At 44.1% G+C, this 21,371-nt stretch carries 17 protein-coding genes and 1 pseudogene; 11 read left to right on the top strand and 7 right to left on the bottom strand.

Features of this window, described 5'->3' with window-relative positions; all coding sequences use genetic code 11:
- Positions 1 to 210 precede the first annotated feature (210 nt).
- Both FRE64_RS01080 and FRE64_RS01075 read right to left on the bottom strand, forming a co-directional pair.
- Entirely contained in the window at positions 211 to 921 is a 711-nt protein-coding gene (locus tag FRE64_RS01080; RefSeq protein ID WP_146294268.1) for a hypothetical protein, read from the bottom strand.
- A 164-nt stretch (positions 922 to 1,085) separates the two neighbouring features.
- Complete coding sequence (locus FRE64_RS01075; RefSeq protein ID WP_222597843.1) at positions 1,086 to 2,231, bottom strand: RNA-guided endonuclease InsQ/TnpB family protein; 1,146 nt, start codon at positions 2,229 to 2,231, stop codon at positions 1,086 to 1,088.
- Between the two features lie 802 nt (positions 2,232 to 3,033).
- On the opposite strand from FRE64_RS01075, the gene FRE64_RS01070 reads away from it, so the two are divergent.
- The 3 genes from FRE64_RS01070 to FRE64_RS18065 all read left to right on the top strand — a co-directional run bounded on the left by FRE64_RS01070 (position 3,034) and on the right by FRE64_RS18065 (position 9,779).
- Positions 3,034 to 3,318 carry a hypothetical protein gene (locus FRE64_RS01070; RefSeq protein ID WP_222597842.1) on the top strand — a complete coding sequence of 95 codons (285 nt, stop codon included), beginning with the start codon at positions 3,034 to 3,036 and terminating at the stop codon, positions 3,316 to 3,318.
- Between the two features lie 508 nt (positions 3,319 to 3,826).
- On the top strand, positions 3,827 to 9,640 hold the full coding sequence (locus FRE64_RS01065) for a Calx-beta domain-containing protein (RefSeq protein WP_146294267.1): 5,814 nt from the start codon (positions 3,827 to 3,829) through the stop codon (positions 9,638 to 9,640).
- A gap of 13 nt (positions 9,641 to 9,653) precedes the next feature.
- Positions 9,654 to 9,779, top strand: coding sequence for a hypothetical protein (locus tag FRE64_RS18065; protein WP_281286893.1), 126 nt, complete (start codon positions 9,654 to 9,656; stop codon positions 9,777 to 9,779).
- A gap of 322 nt (positions 9,780 to 10,101) precedes the next feature.
- Here FRE64_RS18065 and rfbA read toward each other — a convergent pair whose 3' ends face one another.
- From rfbA to rfbB, 4 genes are all read right to left on the bottom strand, one after another.
- The gene (rfbA, locus tag FRE64_RS01060) at positions 10,102 to 10,986 is read right to left on the bottom strand and encodes a glucose-1-phosphate thymidylyltransferase RfbA (RefSeq protein ID WP_146294266.1); all 885 of its coding nucleotides are present in this window, start codon (positions 10,984 to 10,986) and stop codon (positions 10,102 to 10,104) included.
- A gap of 324 nt (positions 10,987 to 11,310) precedes the next feature.
- The gene (gene rfbC, locus FRE64_RS01055; RefSeq protein ID WP_146294265.1) at positions 11,311 to 11,856 is read right to left on the bottom strand and encodes a dTDP-4-dehydrorhamnose 3,5-epimerase; all 546 of its coding nucleotides are present in this window, start codon (positions 11,854 to 11,856) and stop codon (positions 11,311 to 11,313) included.
- A gap of 2 nt (positions 11,857 to 11,858) precedes the next feature.
- Complete coding sequence (gene rfbD, locus FRE64_RS01050) at positions 11,859 to 12,770, bottom strand: dTDP-4-dehydrorhamnose reductase (protein ID WP_146294264.1); 912 nt, start codon at positions 12,768 to 12,770, stop codon at positions 11,859 to 11,861.
- Positions 12,771 to 12,775: 5 nt separating this feature from the next.
- Positions 12,776 to 13,918: a dTDP-glucose 4,6-dehydratase gene (gene rfbB / locus FRE64_RS01045; RefSeq protein ID WP_146294263.1), complete on the bottom strand. Its 1,143-nt coding sequence runs from the start codon at positions 13,916 to 13,918 to the stop codon at positions 12,776 to 12,778.
- 321 nt (positions 13,919 to 14,239) lie between these two features.
- Between rfbB and FRE64_RS01040 the strand changes: the two genes are divergently transcribed.
- From FRE64_RS01040 to FRE64_RS01025, 5 genes and pseudogenes are all read left to right on the top strand, one after another.
- Entirely contained in the window at positions 14,240 to 15,607 is a 1,368-nt protein-coding gene (locus tag FRE64_RS01040) for an RNA-guided endonuclease InsQ/TnpB family protein (RefSeq protein ID WP_146294262.1), read from the top strand.
- Between the two features lie 284 nt (positions 15,608 to 15,891).
- Positions 15,892 to 16,806: pseudogene (locus FRE64_RS01035) on the top strand (RNA-guided endonuclease InsQ/TnpB family protein); the annotation flags it as partial.
- Positions 16,799 to 17,263 carry a hypothetical protein gene (locus tag FRE64_RS01030; protein WP_246140364.1) on the top strand — a complete coding sequence of 155 codons (465 nt, stop codon included), beginning with the start codon at positions 16,799 to 16,801 and terminating at the stop codon, positions 17,261 to 17,263. The pseudogene FRE64_RS01035 and the gene FRE64_RS01030, both read left to right, overlap by 8 nt.
- Positions 17,264 to 17,701: 438 nt before the next feature.
- Positions 17,702 to 17,842 (top strand): hypothetical protein, encoded by a 141-nt coding sequence (locus FRE64_RS17360; RefSeq protein WP_186708911.1) that lies wholly within the window; start codon positions 17,702 to 17,704, stop codon positions 17,840 to 17,842.
- 277 nt (positions 17,843 to 18,119) lie between these two features.
- Positions 18,120 to 18,434, top strand: coding sequence for a hypothetical protein (locus FRE64_RS01025; protein WP_146294261.1), 315 nt, complete (start codon positions 18,120 to 18,122; stop codon positions 18,432 to 18,434).
- Between the two features lie 86 nt (positions 18,435 to 18,520).
- On the opposite strand, the gene FRE64_RS01020 is transcribed toward FRE64_RS01025, so the two are convergent.
- On the bottom strand, positions 18,521 to 19,066 hold the full coding sequence (locus FRE64_RS01020) for a DoxX family protein (RefSeq protein ID WP_146294260.1): 546 nt from the start codon (positions 19,064 to 19,066) through the stop codon (positions 18,521 to 18,523).
- Positions 19,067 to 19,323: 257 nt separating this feature from the next.
- On the opposite strand from FRE64_RS01020, the gene FRE64_RS01015 reads away from it, so the two are divergent.
- The 3 genes from FRE64_RS01015 to FRE64_RS01005 are packed head-to-tail and all read left to right on the top strand — an operon-like array spanning position 19,324 to position 21,287.
- Positions 19,324 to 20,073, top strand: a complete 750-nt coding sequence (locus tag FRE64_RS01015) for a M15 family metallopeptidase (protein WP_146294259.1) — start codon at positions 19,324 to 19,326, stop codon at positions 20,071 to 20,073.
- Between the two features lies 1 nt (position 20,074).
- Entirely contained in the window at positions 20,075 to 20,737 is a 663-nt protein-coding gene (locus FRE64_RS01010) for a HEAT repeat domain-containing protein (RefSeq protein WP_146294258.1), read from the top strand.
- Between the two features lie 16 nt (positions 20,738 to 20,753).
- Entirely contained in the window at positions 20,754 to 21,287 is a 534-nt protein-coding gene (locus tag FRE64_RS01005; RefSeq protein ID WP_146294257.1) for a phycobiliprotein lyase, read from the top strand.
- The last annotated feature ends 84 nt before the right edge of the window (positions 21,288 to 21,371 follow it).

The raw sequence follows: 21,371 nt of genomic DNA, 5'->3' as shown, positions 1-21,371 counted from the left end.
ATTCAGTTGTAAACCTGCACCTTAGTTCCCCCCTTTAATAAGGGGGGTTAGGGGGGATCGAAACTTACAACTACTTTTTACCAACCAAATCATCTTGCTATAGCAATAGTATGAAAACTGTTATCTAGTAATCCTAAATCAGTTGTAAACTTTCACCTTCGTTCCCCCCCTTTAATAAGGGGGGTTAGGGGGGATCTAATGAAATCACACTTAACCTTTTTTCCCCAAAAATTGCTCCTTCACAATTGTTTGAAATTGATTAAGCTGATTGCTCCAAGTATCAATTTCACCCTTTATAGACTCTCGGCTTTTCTTCTCATTAATCGGATAAATAAAACTCCCAGAAAAAACCAAACCTCGCACAGATGACTGATTACTTTGTTGGGAATATCCTTCTTGAATATTTAATTGCAATTGATACTCTGGAAACTGATATGTAAAATTAACCGCAATCTGAGGAGAGCGCTCACCCACATTTAACCAAGGCCCTGAAGCCATCAAATAATCTAAAATAAACTCACGGGGATAATTCCTTAGATCATTCTCTTGATGATTAAACACAATAATGAGTCTTGGTTCAATGCGGAGCTGCTGATAGTTTACCTGTGTCAATTGATCCACAAATTGCTTGGCAACCGCCGCAAACTTCATCCCCTCCACCCCCTTTACAGGAATCGGTTCAGCAAAATTAATTTGATGGGGTTTTGCCATAACATTAACCCCATTTTTGAAATTTAAGCGGGCTTGTTGTGAACTGATCATAGGATTCTTCGATAATTCCCAGTCTTCGGGAATCACCCCCCAAGCATGACAATTTTCTAACGTCAACATTGCTGGATTCAAGCCCTTAACAACAAGAGTAATCGCAATTTCTTGCACTTCCATTGACTGCTTGAAAAACTGAGGAGATAGATTAACCATAATTAACGCAATACCTTCACAAACTTAATTGACACTCCCCTGCCTAAAGGCGAGGGGATTCTTGGTTCTAACTTATGAACTAGGTTCACAAGGCGACGGGACTTGCTGCGATTGGACTTCTCCAACAACAGTAGCGGTTCCATCTCCCCAAGCGTTTCCCCCTCTTACATCTCCCCCACTGGGGGAGAAAGAGAGGGGGCCGTTCCGATCTGCCCGATCGTACGGAGTCCTTCTCTCAGAATGTTGATTGCCGCGTTCTCATCACGATCTAAGTTAGCCCCACATTGGCAAGCATGAGTTCTAGTTGATAGCGACTTTTTAACAATTCGACCACAATTAGAGCATTTTTGGCTGGTGTACTGAGGCGGAACTGCCACTGTTACCTTCCCAAACTTTTGGGCGAAATACTCTAGCCATACTCGAAATTGATACCAGCCAACATCTGATATTGATTTAGCAAGGTTATGATTTTTCACCAAGTTTCTAACCCGTAAGTCTTCATAGGCGACGACATCGTTAGATGTGATTACGCAACGTGCGAGTCTCTTCGCATGTTCTTTACGTTGCCTACTTATTCTCAGGTGTTTCTTGGCTAATCGTTGTCTTGCTTTTCTGCGATTAGACGAGCCCTTCTCTTTTTTAGACAGGCGACGTTGACATTGTTTTAATTCCTTTTCTCCTTTACGGAAAAAACGAGGATTAGGCTCTTTATGACCATTGGAATCCGTATAGAAAGACTCTAAGCCAACATCTAAACCAATGTTTTGATTAGAGGGCTCTATCTTTTCAGTTACATCAGTATTAATACAAAACTGGCAGTAATACCCATCAGCCCTGCGGACTAACCGAACTCGCTTAATGTCCTTAGGAGAATAGAAATAAATGTCTCGACTGCCAATTAACTTTAATCGCCCGATTCCATTCTTATCGGTAAACGTAATGTGTTTTTTGGTATTGGGGTCGAGCTTCCATCCCGAGGTTTTATATTCAACAGAACGGTTATTCTTTTGGAAAGTTGGATAACCTTGTTTCCCTTTAATACCATTCTGACAATTTTTATAAAACCGATGAATCGCTGACCAAGCCCGTTCTGAGGATGCTTGTCTAGCTTGAGAATTGAGCCGCCCCGCAAAGTCAAACTCTTGTGCCAACTGTTTACACAGTCTGCTTAAGTCGTATTTATTAACACCTTGATGATCCATCCAATAACGAACGCATTTATTACGCACAAATTGGACAGTGCGAATGGCACCGTCAATGGCTTGATATTGGGACGGTTTGGCTTTTACCTTATACTCAAGGACAAACACTACGCTACCTCGTTGGCATAAATTTATGATAACAGAGATTGATCGCCGGAGCCAAGGGTGAGGATTTGTTCGTTCTCAGGCGATCGAAGCCTTCAACTCACTCGCCTTATCTCCTCTTCTTAAAAGAAAGAGGCTTTACGGCGACTTTTAGCAGAAGGGCTGAGAATCCTACGACTACAATTTTAATTTAGTCGGTAGACGGGGCGTATAAACATCTGGGGAGACCCCAGATGACAGCCCCTCATGAATCAGCCCAGTTGTGGTAAGATAAATAGAGTAGGCATTATATTCAAGAGCTAATCGCCACCTACTAATTGATACAGAATTAATTTCTGAGAAACCTTCAACCGAGGGGCATCCGGGAGAAGTAAAATAAAGCTCCGACTCGTATCCGAACCGATAGGTGGAGTTGGTGAGAAGCCCCAACCACATCGAAAGATTGGTTGGGGAGTATGTCACGTAATATATAGCAATCCTAAATTAGTTGTAAATTTTTAGTTGGGATCCCCCCTTTAATTCCCCCCTTAGTAAGGGGGGGTGGGGGGGATCGTAATGTTGAACTAGTTTTTACAAATGAGATCATATTGCCATAGCCAAAAGATGAGAGAATGAACTCAATCCTTAACCCCTCACTAACTTCCCTTGACTCGTACCATTTATATGTCATTAGTCATTAGTCATTAGTCATTGGAGATACAAAGGACAAAGGACGAAAGACAAAGGACAGACAATCTTAATTGCTATTTTAGAAGTAAGGCGAGAGGAACAAGAAAACTTAGAACCAGAAGAGGGAGAATTTCTCATGCAGTTATCAACGATTTATAGACAACGTCTAGAAGAAGCCACTCAGAAAGGAATTGAAATTGGTGAACAACGTGGTGAACAGCGTGGGATTGAGATTGGTGAACAGCGCGGTGAACAGCGTGGGATTGAGATTGGTGAACAGCGCGGTGAACAGCGTGGGATGGAGATGGCGCAGAAGCGTTTAGCACAAAACCTTTTGAGTCAGGGAATGGACGTGGAACAAGTAGCTGAACTCACTGAACTACCTGTGGAGGAAGTTAGAAAACTAATTACAAGTAATTAATACTTATGGTAACTGGTAACTGGTCACTGGTCACTGGTCACTGGTCACTGGCCACTGATATCGCAAAGCTACATCCCACTTTCCTACAATGTTAAGATTTATAACAATTCTTCTACGAGTAATTGCTTAGTGATCCAAAATTTGCCAAATCTCCCATCAAAACACTATTTTAACTGATTTAAATTCTAATTAATAATTGGAGTCCAATCACTTAAAAACTCCTCGTACAGGGAATCAGAAAACGATACATCTATCTGGAGCTTTTCAGCAACTCATTTGACAAAAAAGACTCTCTCACAAAATCAAAGTGAAAGTCTTGTAACCCTCTCTTCACAATCGGTTCAGGATTTTTAGACTCTCTACGCAAACTTAAAAACGGTATCAAAAACTGTTCGCTAATAGCGATCACAATCACACTCCCCTTTAAGGCATAAATTTAATTGAATTTGCTAGTGTAGTTTTAGTTTTTAATTTGATTCTCATCTCTCTTTCAGAAGGAGTTAAGTCAATGTCTGATCCTGCGAATTTAGAATTTTCCCTTGACCCTCTTTTTAACACTTGGCAAGAATTTCTCACCGAAGCCGCAACCAGTGGACGTTTAATTAGTGCTGCCCAAGAAGCACTACTCCTAGACGATACTCCCGACTCACTAGAAACATTAGTCACTCAGTGGCAAGAAGGAGACTTTTCCCAACTGCCAGAAATCGAGGTGTTATCTGATTCTAATATATCAGGAGCGGCGGGAGCGTATGCTCGCAGTAATGAAACGATTTACCTGAATGAGGATTGGTTAGCTTCAGCGAGTGAAGATGGGGCAATGAGGGTGCTAACAGAAGAGTTAGGGCATCATCTGGATAATGTGGTGAATGAGGAGAATACCCCAGGGGATGAGGGAGCAATTTTCTCTGCTTTAGCATTGGGAGAAGAATTAACGGAGACGGAATTAGAGACGCTACGGGAAACGGATGATACGGGGTATGTGACGGTTGATGGAGAAGAAATTGTTGTGGAGCAACACAACTCTAGCTTAGTGGAGTCGTTTAACGGCTTTCAACGGATCCCAGCAGCGACACCAACACCGTCTAGGCGAACTAGTGGGGAGTGGAGGAATGATAGAGCCTTTGCAGCGTTGAAAGATGATGGCTCCGTTGTCACTTGGGGAGTTAGCGCTAGAGGTGGCAACAGTAGTGAGGTGGCAGATGAGCTCAGTTCAGGAGTGCAACAAATCTTTTCTACTAAAGGGGCTTTTGCAGCGTTGAAAGAAGATGACTCGGTTGTCACTTGGGGAGGTGGCGGTGCTGGTGGCAACAGCAGTGAGGTAGCCGATGAACTTAGTTCAGGAGTGGAGCAAATTTTTTCTACTGATAATGCCTTTGCAGCGTTGAAAGATGATGGCTCCGTTGTCACTTGGGGAAGTAATTCAGGCGGTGGCGACCTCACTGGTGAAGGGATGCAATTTGTAACAGGAGTACCAGGAGGGGAATTAAACAATGTGCAAGATGTCTTTTCTACTAAAGGGGCTTTTGCAGCCTTGAAAGGTGATGGCTCGGTTGTCACTTGGGGAGATGATTTCGAGGGTGGCAACAGCATTGACGTAGCAAATGAGCTCAATTCAGGAGTGGAGCAAATTTTTTCTACTGATAGTGCCTTTGCAGCGTTAAAAGATGATGGCTCAGTTATCACTTGGGGAGCGGGTGCCGCTAGCAACAGCATTGACGTATCAGGAGTAGAGCAAATCTTTTCTAATGGTTGGGCTTTTGCAGCGTTGAAAGAAGATGGCTCGGTAGTTACTTGGGGAGATGATGACTGGGGTGGCGACAGCAGTGAGGTAGCAGATGACCTCAGTTCAGGAGTGGAACAAATCTTTGCTAATCGTTGGGCCTTTGCGGCGTTGAAAGAGGATGGCCCCGTTGTCACTTGGGGAGCTGATGACAACGGTGGCGATAGCAGTGAGGTAGCAGATGACCTCAGTTCAGGAGTGGAGCAAATCTTTTCTACTAATAGCGCCTTTGCAGCGTTGAAAGATGATGGCTCCGTTGTCACTTGGGGAGACTCTAGCAGGGGGGGCAAGAGTTCTATTGTTAGCTCCGAATTCGATTTCGATGAACAAGAGCAAGTTATAGAAGAAATTGAAGATGTCTCAGAGCAACTAGAGTCAGGGGTTAAGGATATCTTTTCTAATGAGAGAGCCTTTGCGGCATTGAAGGGAGATGGCTCGGTAGTTACTTGGGGAGATGATGACTGGGGTGGCGACAGCAGTGAGGTAGCAGATGACCTCAGTTCAGGAGTGGAGCAAATCTTTTCTACTCGTTTTGCCTTTGCGGCGTTGAAAGAGGATGGCTCCGTTGTCACTTGGGGACGTGATGACGAAGGTGGCGACAGTAGTGACGTAGCAGACGAGCTCAGTGAAGGAGTTGCTACTATTGCCAGCCCCTTTGTAGAAGGAGAACTTGACCCTGATGACCCCCCAGACGACCCCGATGATCCTGACGACCCCACCGCCCCTGAAATCATCCCTCAAGACCCTTTTTCCATTAATATTAACACCGTAGCAGAGGGAGACACCCTCTTCACCGTAGAAGCCAACCCAGGAGAGAGTGAAGAAGACGACCTTGTATTCTCCATAGTCGATGACATCCCCGAATTTAGCATTGACTTCAACAGTGGCGAAGTCATCCTCGAAGAAGAAGAAACAGTACAAGAGGGCGACAGCTTTGACTTCGAGGTCATTGTTGAAGACCCAGAATCAGGAATCACCAGTGAACCAGAGGAATTTTCAGTCGAGTTTACCAGCGATGATCCTCCAGATGACCCCGAACCCGACGAAGATGGAGTCATCACCATTGAGCCTTTTCAATTAAGAGCAGAACAAGGCTTTGATGAAATCGAACCAGGACATCAGCGCGCAGTAGGCAACATTGAATTAGGGTTAATACCAGACAATGACCAATCATTTCAACCATGGCTAGAAGCCGATGGTGAACTATTCTATAAATTAGATCCGACTCAAGCAACAATTGGCGGAGAGGCAATCATTGAAGTCTCTGACCAACTCCGTGACCAATTTCCTGACCAATTCCCTGAACTTCCTCCCCTATTCGATGGAGAATTCGACTTTAGCTTTGAACCAGAGCAAAACCCCAGTGATGGCATCACTGTCTTGGAACAACAAGAGGAATTTAACTTTAATGCTTTCGGCTTAGACCTTGAACTCGATAGCTTTGAACTAACTGCCTTCCCCCTTGAACCTGCCCTACAACTACAAGGAGAAGCTGACCTCACCATAGAAGCCTTCAATGACTTTGGGTTCAGCGCTGATTTAACCGATTCCAACCGGCTACAAATCTCCTCTTCTGGCTTAGATGTCAGTGGAAAGTTTGGAGCAGAAAATATTGGTTTAGGAATTGGAGACTGGGGATTAAATGAAGTTGACGTGGAAATAGACACCTTTGATGGGATTGAGGTAGAAGGAGAAGGAGGAATTGGGACTCCCTTTGGTAACATTGAAGGGAGTTTTGCACTGGATTTAGAAGAATCAGGTTTAGGCATATTTGACCAATTGGGGTTAGGTGCTAGCGAATTAAACCAACCCATTGCCAACACAGGTGTCTTTCTACAAGAGATTAGTGGTGAAGTTGGAAATCTAGGAGATGGCTTTCCCTCCCTAAAAGGTGATCTGGCCCTGACCGCTGGCCCTGATCCGCAACAACTTTTCGACGACTGGTCATTTGGGTTTGAGCTCGATCTAGATGTTCCCAACTTAGTCGAACTAGGACTAGAAGGAGGGTTTAGCACATCACCAACTCAAACCAAACTAGAAGGCGGAGCTGATCTAGAAATTTTAGGAGGGTCACTACTGAGCGCTGACATTGATGCCAAAGTGGAGTTATTGCAATCTGCTAGTGGGGAAAGAGATCAAGCCACTTTTAACTTAGATGGGGATTTTGATTTTCTCCAAAATTTCATTGATTTTAAGGGTATGATTCGAGCCTCCGCTACCCAAGAAGAAGGGAGCTCCCCTGAATTTGGATTAGTAGCCCAAGGTAATTCCACTGTTAATGTTCCTGACGTTTCTGGTTTACAACCAGATTGGTTACCAGATTGGATTTCCTTTGACAACTTTGCTGGCACCGAATTAGGCAATGGGGAATTCCGTTTTAACTTTGGTACAGAAAACGCCGCTGAAGACAATTACATAGCAGGTTGGGGAGAAATTGAGGTTCCCTCTTTAGCTGATATCTTTTCCTTCGGAGAACAAGAAAGTGATCCCATAGGAATTGGCTTACGGCTGAACTTTGATGGGAGTGTTACCACCATCGGAAGTAATGAATTAGATGAAGTGGAAGAGGAAGATGATGTCAGATCTCTAAATACCCTAAGTAGCAACTCAGCGAGTTTACAGTCAAATACAGAAGTTCAATCCAACGAACCATCACTAGAAGAAAGCGCTACCTTCGAGATTGATGATGAGACCGCAGCTGTCATCTTTAATGCACAATGGGATGATTCAGAAGCAGCCCCCGCTTTCGCCTTAGAAGACCCCAATGAAAATCGCCTCACCCCAGAAGAAGAAGACGCTCTACAACCGGTTGTAGAATATAGTGATGAAACCTCACAAGTCATTGCTGCTGATTTTCAACAACTCGATGCTGGAGATTGGCGTTTTGGCACCATGGATGAACCGCCAGAGGGACTCGAATTAAGTGCCTTTGATTTAGCTACCTCAGTCGGATTAGAGCTAAACTTAGCTCAAGATTCCCCCGAGATGGTTGTGCCTGGAGAAACCATTGAGATTGACTACGAAGTCGGGAATTTAGCAGAAGAAGCCAATCTAGAGCTTTTTTACGATACCCAAGAAGATACTTTGACAGGAGAGTCCATTGACCAGATTACAGTTGGAAGCAATGACAGTGGTACATTGGAATGGGAAATACCAGAAGGGCTATCTAATAACGATTACTACATTTACGGCGTAATTGAAGGAGAAACCCAAGTTCCAGAGTGGGAATATGCTCCAGAAACCATCACAGTTGCCCAACCCGAATTAGAAATAGAAGATGTAACTCATCAAGTTTCTGCTGAGGAAGACACCACCATTGACTTTGAAGTAACCCTTACCGAACCAGCCCAAGACCCTGTCACCGTTAATTACACCACCAACAATGGAACCGCCGTTGCTGATAGTGACTTTGAACAGAAAGAAGGGGAATTAACCTTTGAAGAGAATCAACAAACCGCCACAATTGAAATCGACGTATTTTCCAGCCCTGACTTATTAAGAGAAACTAGCTTTTCCCTAGAATTAAGCAATGCTGAAAATGCTTTCATTCCCGAAGGAGAAAATCGAGCCGTCGCCACTCCTGATACCTTTAATCTAGGAGGGGACACACCTAATGTTGTAGAAGGAACGTTAGAAGAACTAGATGAAAAAAGCATTATTGGCTTTGAAGCAGATGATACCCTCCGAGTGCGTAACACTTCATTTGACGAGGAACAGTTAACAGTAACTGAAGGGTCAACCATCCTTGAAATTGACGCTAATGATGATGGTGAAGTGGATTCAACAATTACCCTCGAAGGAGATTACTCAGATGGAGAATTTCTCACCGAACAAGTAGAAGATGATACCGAAATTTTCTTTAGTGCATCTCCAGAGCCAGAGCCTGAACCTGACCCTGACCCCGACCCTGAGCCTGAACCTGACCCTGACCCCGACCCTGAACCCGAACCCGAGCCTGACCCTGACCCCGACCCTGAGCCTGAACCTGAGCCTGAACCTGAGCCAGAGCCTGACCCTGACCCCGACCCTGAGCCTGACCCCGAACCCGAGCCTGAACCTGAGCCTGAACCCGAGCCTGAGCTTGATTTACCTGACATTCCCCTTGCAGTCAACTCAGAATCTATCTTTAACGAATCACTCTACCTAGATCAAAATCCTGATGTTCTGCAAGCAGTGGAAAATGATGATTTTGACTCAGGATTAGACCATTTTCAGCAATTTGGATTGGGAGAAAATCGAATCCCAACAGATATTTTACAAAACTTTGACCCGACTAGCTATCTTAGTGAAAACTCAGATGTGGCTGATGCAGTAGGAGAAGATGAGATTTTTCAAAGTGCCCTTGACCACTATCTCAATCATGGTTTTAAAGAACCACGAGAAGGAAGCAATATTCCTTATGATGAAGCCTTCTACTTGAATGAATATTCTGATGTTCTAGACGCGGTAGAAAATGATGATTTCGGCTCAGGATTTGAACATTTTGCCTTGCATGGTGCAGAAGAAGGTCGAGCTGCTACACAAGAGTTACTAGAGTTTTGATGCCGAGAGCTACTTGGGAGCGCATCCAGACCTAGAACAAGCAGTGCAAGGCGATGTGCTCTCTAGTGCTCTAGAACACTGGATTAACTTTGGTGCCGAGGAAGGACGCGATCTGGGAACTGAAACAACAACTGTCTAGATTATAGGTGAGGAGAGTGATATAGAGAGGGTAGCCTGAGGGTTACCCTCTTTTTTGCGTTAAATTAGGAGAGTGTGTTGCACAGGTAATCCCTCTTCTGTCAATCTCCGAACCAAGAAGTAACAAATCAAATAATGAGTTATCGCTCTTTTGTCAGTCTCCGAATAGAAAAATCAATTAAATCTTCCGAAGCTTTTTCTAAGTGCGTGATTGCACTAATAATTATTAGTACCAAATATTTCTGATTAGCGCAATTGAAGAATCCACTGTTCATAAGCCTTACAGCGACAGATTTACAGAAAGTGACAGAAGAGGGCTAAGATCAAAAAATATTGTCATCCAACATCTGCAATAGGTACTGGCCATACCCGTTTTTTGCCAGAGGCTCTGCAAGCAATCGAACCCCCTCAGCATCGATAAACCCCATCCGATACGCCGTTTCTTCGGGCGAACAAACCTTCAACCCCTGCCGTGTCTCCAAAGTCTCAATAAAAGCGCTGGCAGCGTTTAGTGATTCATGTGTGCCTGTATCCAGCCAAGCCATGCCACGCCCCATTACCTCGACGTTGAGCGCGCCCTGCTCTAGGTATGCGAGATTCACGTCTGTGATCTCAAGTTCTCCACGAGCGGAGGGTTGGATACCCTTGGCAATGTCAATAACTTTTTCATCGTAAAAATACAAACCAGTGACTGCGTAGCGCGACCGAGGTTGTTTCGGTTTTTCTTCTAGGCTGGTTGCATGCCCAGTTTCATCAAAACCAACCACGCCGTAGCGTTCAGGATCGGTGACCGCGTATGCAAAAACGGTTGCACCGCTTGGTCGTTTGTTGGCTGCCTGAAGTAATGCTCCAAGATCATGTCCATGAAAAATGTTGTCGCCCAAGATTAGAGCACTGGGGTGATCTTTGACGAAATCTGCACCAATGACAAATGCCTCTGCCAAGCCATTGGGCTGCGCTTGCACGGCGTATTCTAATTGCAGTCCCCACTGACTCCCGTCACCCAAAAGTTTTTGAAACAAAGGTGTGTCTTCTGGCGTGGAAATGATTAGAATCTCTCGTATACCCGCCATCATCAGCGTGCATAGTGGGTAGTAGATCATCGGTTTATCAAATACAGGCAAAAGCTGCTTCGAAATAACTTGCGTAACCGGGTACAGTCGAGTGCTGTTACCACCGGCTAATATAATACCTTTTCGTTGCTTCATGCTCCATCAGTCCGTTATGAGGAACTTACTCAAACTTATCATAGTTCCTAGAAACCTGATAAAGGTCTGATGTCCACTTCCTGCTTCTTTTCCCTTGGAGATTTCCTAGCAACGTCGGCGTTATCTATACCACAGGTTAATACGATGTATAGTGATTCCAAATAAAAAACAGCAACCTAAAAGTAGTGGGAGCATCTTGCTCCCTAGTAGTAGCCAAGATGGCTGCACTACGGAACTGAATTGGAACGACTATAAATCACCGCTAAAGGTGACTTTTTGTCAAGATTCTACAAGGGAATCTTCTCGCCTTTAGGCAGAAGAGGCTCAATAAGCAAAATACTCGGCATGTTCAAATAGGTCGGCTTGTTCATCTTTTTCAGACACCAAGGGTAGCCCCTGAATTGGCCAAGCGATCCCAATCTTCGGATCATTCCAGTGAATGCTACGCTCGCATTCTGGCGAGTAGTAATCTGTACACTTGTATTGAAACTCAGCAGTGTCACTGGTGACATAAAAGCCATGTGCAAAACCTGGTGGTACCCACAACATGCGCTTGTTGTCTGACGAAAGCATTTCACCGACCCATTGACCGAAAGTTGGTGAATGCTGCCGTAAATCCACAGCTACATCGAACACTTCACCTCGCGTGACGCGAACTAATTTCCCTTGTGGCTTGCAAATTTGGTAATGCAAGCCTCGAAGTGTGCCATATACCGAACGGCTGTGATTGTCTTGCACAAAATCATAGTCGATGCCGGCCTCGGCGAACTTGCACCGTTGCCACGTTTCCATGAAGAACCCGCGCTCGTCGCCGAACACAGTTGGCTCAATGAGCAATATTTCGGGAATGGCGGTTGGGGTCACATGCATATTCAAGCAATTCCTCCACAATCGAGTATTTCAGCTAGGGTATGATCCACCCCCCGTTGCCAAGCCGGAAGGTACAGCCCGAAAGCCTCTTCCAGACGGGTGCAATCGAGACGGGAGTTATTGGGACGTTGCGCTACTACTGGAAATGCATCTGTAGCGATTGGCCAGACGTCCTGTTCGGCTATTTTCACGGGCCACCCGGCTTGACGTGCCTGTTCGATGACCCGACAGGCATAGCCGTGCCAAGTTGTCTCACCAGACGCTGCTAAATGATATAGCCCCTCAAGCTCCGGCTTGCGCAATGCCAGTGGCAATGCCTGCGCCGTCACATCCGCGATCAGCGCAGCGCCTGTTGGCGCGCCATACTGATCGTCGATGACCTGCAGTGCATCGCGTTCCGCTGCGAGGCGCAGCATGGTCCGAATAAAATTTTTGCCCCTAGAGGCATAGACCCAGCTAGTACGGAAGATAAGATGCCGGCAGTCGCTTTCCTGAATAGCCCGTTCCCCCGCACGCTTGGTCTGTCCATAAACATTGAGAGGAACTGTCCGGTCATCCTCGCGCCAAGGTTTGGCACCGGACCCATCAAATACGTAATCCGTGGAGTAATGTACTAGCAATGCCCCAAGCTTTTGGGTCTCACGGGCTAAAACACTTGGCCCGACCGCATTGATAGCTTGTGCTAGATCAGATTCCGACTCAGCCTGATCCACTGCGGTGTAAGCAGCGGCATTCACAATCACATTGGGTGTCAACGTCTTGATAGTTCTTGCCAGGGCTGTTGGCTGATTTAAATCGCCACAGAGACCATCAGTGTTGTGGCGTATCAGTGCGATCACTTCACCCAAGGGAGCCAATGAGCGTTGTAACTCCCAGCCGACCTGACCCTGACAACCTAGCAGAAGGATTTTCATCAAACCTAGCCCCCTTTGGTGTATTCGGTGGCGATCCAATCGCGATAGGTGCCCAAGCGAACCCTTTCAACCCATGTGGTGTTATCTAAATACCATTGTACTGTCTTCCGCAGGCCCGTTTCAAAGCTCTCGAGGGGTTGCCAACCTAGCTCGTTGGCGATACGCGAATTATCAATGGCGTAACGATGATCATGGCCGAGTCGATCAGTAACGAATGTGATGAGGGATTTGTAGGACTTGGATAACTTGTCAGGCGCCTGTGAGATCTCGGGGAGACCACTCAATGGCCTTAATTCATCGAGAAGGTCGCAAATGCTGTTCACGACCTCGAGATTGGTCTTCTCATTAAGCCCGCCGATATTGTAGGTGCGGCCGACGACGCCATGCGCCAAAACATAACGCAATGCTCGTGCATGATCCTCCACATAGAGCCAATCCCGAATATTCTCTCCACGTCCATACACCGGCAGTGGCTTGCAATCCAGTGCATTGAGAATCATTAGTGGAATCAATTTCTCTGGAAACTGGTAGGGACCATAGTTGTTGGAACAGTTAGTGACTATGATCGGCAAACCATAAGTGCGATACCAAGCACGAACCAAATGATCACTGCTGGCTTTGCTGGCGGAATACGGTGAGCTTGGCGCATAGGGAGTTTCTTCTGTGAAAGGAGGGTCATTGACTGTTAGATCGCCATACACCTCATCAGTGGAAATGTGATGAAAGCGAAAGGATTCTTTGGTGACTCCACCTGACTTCTCACCCTTCGCTACACTTTGCCGATCATTTGCAGGAAGTCTATTCCAGTACTCCCGTGAACACTCAAGCAGCAGATAAGTGCCCACAATATTGGTGTTAATAAACTCGGCGGACCCATCAATAGAACGATCCACATGCGATTCAGCTGCCAAATGCATGACTGCCCCTGGCTGATGTTTCTGAAATACACTTGTGAGGGAGTCATGATTGGTGATATCAACATGCTCGAAAATATGTCGCGGGTGATCCCGAACATCACTAAGTGATTCAAGATTGCCAGCATAGGTCAAGGCATCAACATTAATTACGGTGTGCTCTGTTTCGGCAATAAACTGCCGCACAACAGCAGAGCCAATAAAGCCCGCACCGCCAGTTACAAGTATTTTCATGGATTGAGTCAAGACTTCGAAGAAATGTTTAGTTGAATAACCGTCAACGCCTAACTTCCCTATTACAAGGGGAACCAGTTTAATCTGGGAGCAGTCTAGCCTATCCACTTTAAAACGTCAACATTTACTAATTAAAAGGTTAGGGTTACAAATTTACACTCTATCAGATATGTCACGAGAGGACTCCCGTTATAGCGACGAAAGGAGCTTAACGGGTAGATGAATCGTGACCAAAAGAAAAAAGTCCGTTAGGACATCCGTACATTAGTTGTTAAATCGTGTAGAATCCGTTAAACTGGAATTATTAAAGTTCAAAATCCAATGTTTACCCTTTCTTACGAATTTAAGTTAGAACCAAACCAATTACAAATCGACATGATTGAGCAGACGCTCGGTGTTTGCCGAACGGTTTGGAATTATGCTCTTAGGGAAAGAAAGGATTGGATCAACTCTCGAAAATGTCCTGTTAATGCTTGTTCGATTGAAAAGGAATATATTATTCCTGCTGATGAACCTTATCCTAGTTATTCAAGGCAAGCGAAGGCTTTAACTGAGGCTAAGAAAGACAGTGAACGACTGAAGTCAGTTAATGCTCAAGTTCTCCAGCAAGTTTTAAGGACATTGGATCGGGCTTTTTCTGACATGAAGTCTAGAGGGTTTGGTTTTCCTAGATTTAAGAACAAATATCGTCTAAGGTCTTATCTGATTCCTCAGATCAGGGGAGAAGTATTAAAAGGAAATCAAATTAAACTACCTCAATTAGGTTGGGTTAGGTTCAGAAAGTCTAGAGACATCCCAGAAGGATTTAAGGTGAAGCAGGTAAGAGTGATTAGAAAAGCCTCTGGTTATTTCGTCATGTTATCCCTTCAACTAGATGTAGAAGTTCCTCAACCCTTCCCTCATGGACACCCAAGAGGGTTAGATTTGGGCTTTGATAAATTTGTTGCTACTTCCGATGGTTTAGAAGTTAAGCGACCTCGGTTTTTAGAGTCTCTACAAAGGAAGCTGAGATTGCTCCAACGTAGGCTTAAGAACAAACAAAAAGGGTCGAATAACCGCCATAAACTGAATCGCAAGATAGCAAGAGTTCACCAACGTATCTCTGATGCTCGTAAGAATTGGCACTTCCAACTTGCCCATCAATTGTGTGATGGAGCAGGAATGATCTTTGTCGAAGATATCAACTTTCGTTCGTGGCAACGGGGGATGTTGTCTAAACACGCTGCGGATGCAGGTTTTGGTCAGTTTGTGAACATTCTGGAGTGGGTTTGTTGGAAACGTGATGTTTACTTTGCCAAAGTTGACAAAGATGGCACTTCCCAAGAATGTTCTCAATGTGGAGCGCATACAGGAAAGAAAACATTAGATGTTAGAGTTCATCATTGTCCTGAATGCGGTTACATTGGTTCAAGAGATGTTGTAAGTGCTGAAGTGATTAGAAATAGAGGTCTGACCCGAGCGCGGGTTTCCCGCGCATCGAGCTCCGACCCGAGCGCGGGTTTCCCGCGCATCGGAAAGCGGAGCTTGGAAAGCAGACCTAAAGGACTCTCCGACCTCGGGCAGAGGTTAGAGAATAAACAAATTGCCTGTGGAGGCGATCTGACGGGGATGGAGGAAACTTCGTCTAGTCAAGAGCCTGAGACAGGAAACTTAGTCGTGAGGCTAGGAATCTCCCGTCATAGCGCGTAGCGTTTGACGGGAGAGAATGTCAATTATCTTAATGTGACGAGAAGATGCTCACGCTTTGCTCCGCTCCGTTATACCGTCAGGTTAACGGGGTGACGGGGCGTATAAACATCTGAGGAGAGCTTCACTTCCTCGCTTCGCTGTGTCGCTCCAGTCAGATGACAGCCCCTCATGAATCGTCACCAAACAAATAAAAGTCCGTAAGGACATCCTTAAACTAACAATTAACAAGTTGACAACCTATGATAAACATCCTACAATAAAGAATTTACCAATCAATCAGGTCGATGTTAACTTTCAACTACCAGTACCGAATCTCTCCCGATCAATCTCAAAAAGAAAAACTCTCTGAGATAATGGAAGTTTGTCGAAGTGCTTACAATTACTCTCTTCGAGAAATCAAACATTGGTGCAATAGTCGAAAGTGTAGTATCGACCGATGCAGTTTAGTTTCGGAGTATATCATTCCTGCTGATGCTAAATTTCCTAGCGAATTAAATCAGCTTAATCAACTTCCAAAAGCCAAGAAAAAATTTCCTAGATTAAAAGAAGTCCCCTCTCAGGTGTTGCAACAAACCATTAAGCAACTACATCGAGCATGGGACTTTTTTAGAGAAAGAGGATACGGCTTTCCTAGATTCAAAAAGTTTGGACAATTGAAGTCGATTCTTTTTCCTCAATTCAAGGAAAACCCAATTACAGGTGGGCAAATTAGCTTACCCAAAGTGGGGAAAATCAGAATCAATGTTCATCGTCCAATCCCAGATGGATTCCAAGTTAAACAGGTTCGAGTCATCAGAAAAGCAGATCGATGGTATGTTTCAGTATGTCTTCAATTAGATGTAGAAGTACCAGCGCCACCCCCTCATGGTCATGCTATAGGAGTTGATATCGGATTAGAGAAGTTCTTAGCAACCAGTGATGGTGTTCTCGTCAAGCCACCCAAGTTTTTTAAGGAAATGCAAAGGAAGTTGAAATTACTCCAACGCAGACTTTCTAGAAAACAGAGACGGTCAAAGAATTACGAGAAACAACGCATCAAGGTAGCAAGAATGCACCACAAGGTTAGCAACACACGAAAAGATTTCCACTATAAGCAGGCTCATGCTTTGTGTGATGGTGGTGACATGATCTTCATGGAAGATTTGGATTACCGCATTACAGCTAAGGGAATGCTTGGAAAAGAAATGTTGGATGGTGGTTAAGGGAGGGCGTAAAGGCTCGACCTTAAAACAACGTTTTCATGGCTGGTTAAATCGTGCGTTGGTTAATTTAACTCAAGAAAAGTTTACTGAAGTAGGAGGAAAGACAGAGTTTGTTTATCCTCGTGGGACTTCCAGTTGGGCTTTTGATGGCAGTGGAAAAGTTAAACGAAGCAAAAAGAATTACTCCCTAGCTACGTTTTCTAGTGGCAAACAATATAACTGCGATTTATCGGCTAGTTATAATATTGGTGCTAGATACTGGGCTAAGAAACTTAAACTGAATCGCAGAAATGACGGTCAGTTGGATGATGGCAAAAGTTCCTCATCCAAACGGAGAACTCCCGTTACCTTATCTGTCCTTTGGAAGGATAAGGAAGAAGCCAAGGGGCTGTCATCTGAGGTTTCCTCAGATGTTTATACGCCCCGTCCGACTACAGCGACGCAAGGAGCTTAGTCGCGGGTGAGTTCACACGTAACAGTTAGAATATAAGGGTTCGACCTACCCGACCGGTTAGAGCGACCGTCTTAATTGGTTTGAATTGTGCTAATATAAAAGAAGCAGTAATGCCCGTAAGAGATTTCAAAAACCTCCCAATGAGAGTACGTCGCGACAAATATCACCCTCGAAAATGTAATGGTGACGGGTCTCGACCAGCTTAAATCTCTGAAGAGCAAGGTCATTACAACCAAATCAGAATTCAGATCCTTCTGCGGTCGGGCAACTCGTGGAATTAAAACTAAAATGCTTGTGGATTCGGTCTGACGGGGATAGTTTCATCTTTGGAACTGTCTAGTTAAGAGGAAAAGAAGCAAGAATCTCCCGCTATAATCTTTGATTTAGTGGTAAGAGTGTCAATTGTGAGAAGGGCTTTAATTAAGGAGTGTAAAAGTCATGTCTGATCTCAATCGCGGAATTATGAAGTTTCCTGGCGCTGATAAGCCAGTAGTCGTTGCTGTTTCTTCTGTGTTAATTTTGGGCGCGATCGCGGGATTAATTATTTGGGCTCTTCAAGTGGCTTACACCGTGGAATAAGCGAACCAACCTCCCTCCTCAGCAGTGTGGCATCAATTAGCCCAATGAGGAGGAAATTTACTTTAAATTTATACAATCTTTACCTTTTAAAAGAATCAAATATTCTTGAAATCCCCCTGTTATCAACCTTTTACTACTTAGGGAAAGTTAATATTTACAAAATCTCGTTAAAAGTTCTTACAGAATTCCCTCATTGCTTAGAATTTTAGATTAAATAAAGACAAGTGAAGAAGTTATCTTTATTATTTTATTTTTGAGGGAAAGGGTGATCCGAGCCATGAAAAAATATCCACAACTCATGCGACTAATCTGGAGCTATTACCGAGAAAATAAGTCAGAATCAGAGCGTCTGGAAGTCTTAAAAAAATGTAAAATCAAGCGACGTTGGGGGACATTTCGGGTGGATTGTCCTAGTAAAGAAGTAGCCAACCTAATAAGAGATATTATTCCCTTATTAGAACTGCCAATTATTAAGTTAAGGTTAGCTAAACGGATAAAAATCTTTATTAAGGGCCAACTCTTTGAGAATTATACTGTTGGTTCTGAAGGTTTAAGTCCCGCTGATGCTAAAAAGTTCTTAAGTAACTATTGACGATCGCGCAGAAATTTGTTTACCTAAAATTAAGGAGAGCGATCCCCCGAATCACTCTCCAGTTTTGTCTAATTAGCTTTTAAAGCCTAGTTGGACATAACACTTTCTTCGCTTTTGTCAGTAACCTGTGGAGCATCTTGGCGGATCTGTTCAGGTTGCTGCTCTAGCGAGAGGAATTGACTGCTTAACCAGCCACTAATAAAGTTATCAACGGAGAATAAGCCAGCACCATTAATCAAAAAGAACAAGAAGCAACTAGCATAAATTGCTGATAGTTCTAGGTAAGGAATGCTCAAGCCAGCTACCAAAATGTGGTGGTACATTGCAACTGCCATTGTCCCGACTAAACCTAAAGCAGCAGGGCGTGTTAAAAAGCCGATCGCGACAAGAGGCGCACCAATTAACTCGGTATAAGCCGCCACATAAGTAAAGAAGATGGGAAATGGCAGCCCAATAAATTCCACATAAGCTGTAGCAAAGTTTTCGACATCGGATAATTTATCGAGTCCATTGTGAACCATCATTACGCCCACAATGACCCTTAAAATTGTCCAAGCGGCTTGTGACCAATAATTAGCACTAAGGTTAGATCGAAAAAGTTTAGTTGATAAATTGAGTATTTTTTGAAGCATTTTTCCAATTTTTAAAAAGTGATGAGTTGGTGGTGAGAGTCAGTACGATTAGAATTGCCCATCAAATTGTTGCGCTTACTTAAAACTAAAGTAAATTTTTGTAACTCTCCATCCCCTAATATAAAAGAAAAATAAAAACATCGCAATAAAACTTAGTAAAAGTCCTTTTTCTTCTCAGGAAAGTTTTAGGGAAATTAGGGGGAGATCCATTGCTAAACTGTTAAAGGCTTGATTATCACATTGCTGGAGGAAAAACCTTGTCTGTCAGGAATAATCAAACGTCCCCTGATGAAATTCCAGAAGCCGTTAGGGACGTTACCCCAGTTCGTCGAAGGAAACGGAATTCTTTACGGCGGGGTGGTGCTATGGCAATAGGATTCACTGTAATAGTAGTGATCTTAGGTAGTTCTTTTTGGGAACCAATGGTAGAAACATTTTCTTCGGCGCTGGAAACTGAGGAAACAATTTCGGAAGTTTCTGAAGAGATGTCGCAGGAAGAAAGAAGAGAGGATCTATTAGGGCATTTTCCCTATGAAGAAGCACCTCCTGAGAGTTTAACCGCACTAAGTTCAGGTAGTACGATTAAATTAAGAACACCAGCAGCAGAAAAATTTGTAGAGATGCAAGAAGCAGCGCAAGAAGATGGGGTGTCTTTAGTGCCTTTATCAGGATATCGCTCTGTTGAGGAACAGGAAGATATTTTTTTCGGGGTGAAAGCAGAACGCGGCGAAGTTCCCCGAGAAAGAGCTCAAGTTAGTGCGCCTCCAGGATATAGTGAACATCATACTGGCTATGCCATTGATATTGGCGATCGCGAAGCCCCAACCACTCATTTTCAAGAGGATTTTGCAAAAACTGAGGCGTTTCAATGGTTAGAAGAAAATGCAGCGCGTTATAGTTTTGAGCTTTCCTTTCCAAAAGATAACCCCCAAGGGGTGAGTTATGAACCCTGGCATTGGCGGTATGTTGGTAATCAGGAAAGTTTAGAAATATTTTACGGAAATTAAGATGAGTGAAGTTAATTTAGAGCAGTTGTCGCAACAGTTAGAAAGCCCCAATCAGCGCGATCGGATGGTGGGTTTAGCGCAGTTAAGAGAAGTTGATCCCGAACAAGCGGTTCCTCTGATTAAAAAAGTCTTGTATGATCAGAGTTTGCAAATTCGTTCAATGGCAGTGTTTGCTTTGGGGATTAAACCAACCGTGGAATGTTATCCTCTCTTATTAGGATTCCTAGAAGATGAGGATTATGGGATTCGTGCTGATGCAGCAGGGGCTTTAGGCTATCTTCAAGACCCCCGAGCGTTTGATCCATTGGTACGATTGTTTTATGAGGATACCCATTGGTTAGTGCGTTTTAGTGCGGCAGTCTCTTTAGGGAATTTACAAAATCCTAAGGCGAAAGAGGTACTTTTACAAGCCCTCAACAGTGAAGAAGTGGTGTTACAACAAGCCGCGATCGCTGCTTTAGGAGAAATTAAAAGTACCGACTCCGTAGAAGAAATGTTACGGTTTGTGCAGTCAGAAGATTGGTTAGTTCGCCAACGATTAGCCGAAGCCCTCGGGAATTTACCCACAGAGCAAAGTGTTTCCGCCTTAAACTATTTACAAAAAGATAGCCATCCCCAAGTGAGCAAAGCTGCTACCATTTCTCTAGAAAAACTCAGAAATTAATTGAATTAGATAGATAATGATGGATATTAAAACCTTTTTTGAACAAAGCGAAGGTAAATGGTTCACCCAACGCACTCGGTATAATTTAGCGCAAAAGAGTGTGGATAATGGGAAAGCAGAGTTAACAGTAGAATTACTCGGGGGAGAAGATAGCGCGATCGCGGCTTTGCGGCAAGAAGTTTCCAGTCAACTAAATCCCCCCTCAGATGCCAATTTACTGTCCTTAGCTGGCGCAAAAATCACTTGGGAAGACGAAACTCAGTCAGAAAAAGGAGCCAGTTTAATTGCGCTCATTCCTTATGATCAGCAAAAGGGTCAATTTGTGCAAAAACTAATGAACAGTGACCAAACTCCTACTGTGGGTGATTTTGTCTTAGGAGAAGATGAAGCCTTAACCCTGTCTAGCAAAACCGCAAATAATAGCCTACTCAAAGAACGGTTATGGTTTGCTCATCCTAACTTACGACTACGAACCGTATGGGAAGAACATGACACTAACCAACAAAGCTGGGTGTTATTTTATTCTGAAATTCGTCGTATTAACGCTTAATAGGGGGTAAAACTAGGCAATTTCCCATCAATGTAGGCTGAAAGTATTAGTTTTGTAAATAGAGTCTTGAGAAAAGGGCAACTT

Origin of the sequence: Euhalothece natronophila Z-M001, assembly GCF_007904085.1 — a bacterium.
In the GTDB taxonomy this organism is placed as follows: domain Bacteria; phylum Cyanobacteriota; class Cyanobacteriia; order Cyanobacteriales; family Rubidibacteraceae; genus Halothece; species Halothece natronophila.
This window is presented reverse-complemented; position numbering and strand designations above follow the sequence as displayed.

Bases quoted from the DNA above. Each gene is read 5' to 3' on its own strand.
- rfbA (WP_146294266.1), bottom strand. From the start codon at position 10,986: ATGAAGCAACGAAAAGGTATTATATTAGCCGGTGGTAACAGCACTCGA.
- rfbC (WP_146294265.1), bottom strand. From the start codon at position 11,856: ATGCATGTGACCCCAACCGCCATTCCCGAAATATTGCTCATTGAGCCA.
- FRE64_RS01040 (WP_146294262.1), top strand. From the start codon at position 14,240: ATGTTTACCCTTTCTTACGAATTTAAGTTAGAACCAAACCAATTACAA.
- FRE64_RS01065 (WP_146294267.1), top strand. From the start codon at position 3,827: ATGTCTGATCCTGCGAATTTAGAATTTTCCCTTGACCCTCTTTTTAAC.
- FRE64_RS01010 (WP_146294258.1), top strand. From the start codon at position 20,075: ATGAGTGAAGTTAATTTAGAGCAGTTGTCGCAACAGTTAGAAAGCCCC.
- FRE64_RS01025 (WP_146294261.1), top strand. From the start codon at position 18,120: ATGAAAAAATATCCACAACTCATGCGACTAATCTGGAGCTATTACCGA.
- FRE64_RS01030 (WP_246140364.1), top strand. From the start codon at position 16,799: ATGGTGGTTAAGGGAGGGCGTAAAGGCTCGACCTTAAAACAACGTTTT.
- FRE64_RS01005 (WP_146294257.1), top strand. From the start codon at position 20,754: ATGATGGATATTAAAACCTTTTTTGAACAAAGCGAAGGTAAATGGTTC.
- FRE64_RS17360 (WP_186708911.1), top strand. From the start codon at position 17,702: ATGTCTGATCTCAATCGCGGAATTATGAAGTTTCCTGGCGCTGATAAG.
- FRE64_RS01020 (WP_146294260.1), bottom strand. From the start codon at position 19,066: ATGCTTCAAAAAATACTCAATTTATCAACTAAACTTTTTCGATCTAAC.
- FRE64_RS01070 (WP_222597842.1), top strand. From the start codon at position 3,034: ATGCAGTTATCAACGATTTATAGACAACGTCTAGAAGAAGCCACTCAG.
- rfbD (WP_146294264.1), bottom strand. From the start codon at position 12,770: ATGAAAATCCTTCTGCTAGGTTGTCAGGGTCAGGTCGGCTGGGAGTTA.
- FRE64_RS01080 (WP_146294268.1), bottom strand. From the start codon at position 921: ATGGTTAATCTATCTCCTCAGTTTTTCAAGCAGTCAATGGAAGTGCAA.
- rfbB (WP_146294263.1), bottom strand. From the start codon at position 13,918: ATGAAAATACTTGTAACTGGCGGTGCGGGCTTTATTGGCTCTGCTGTT.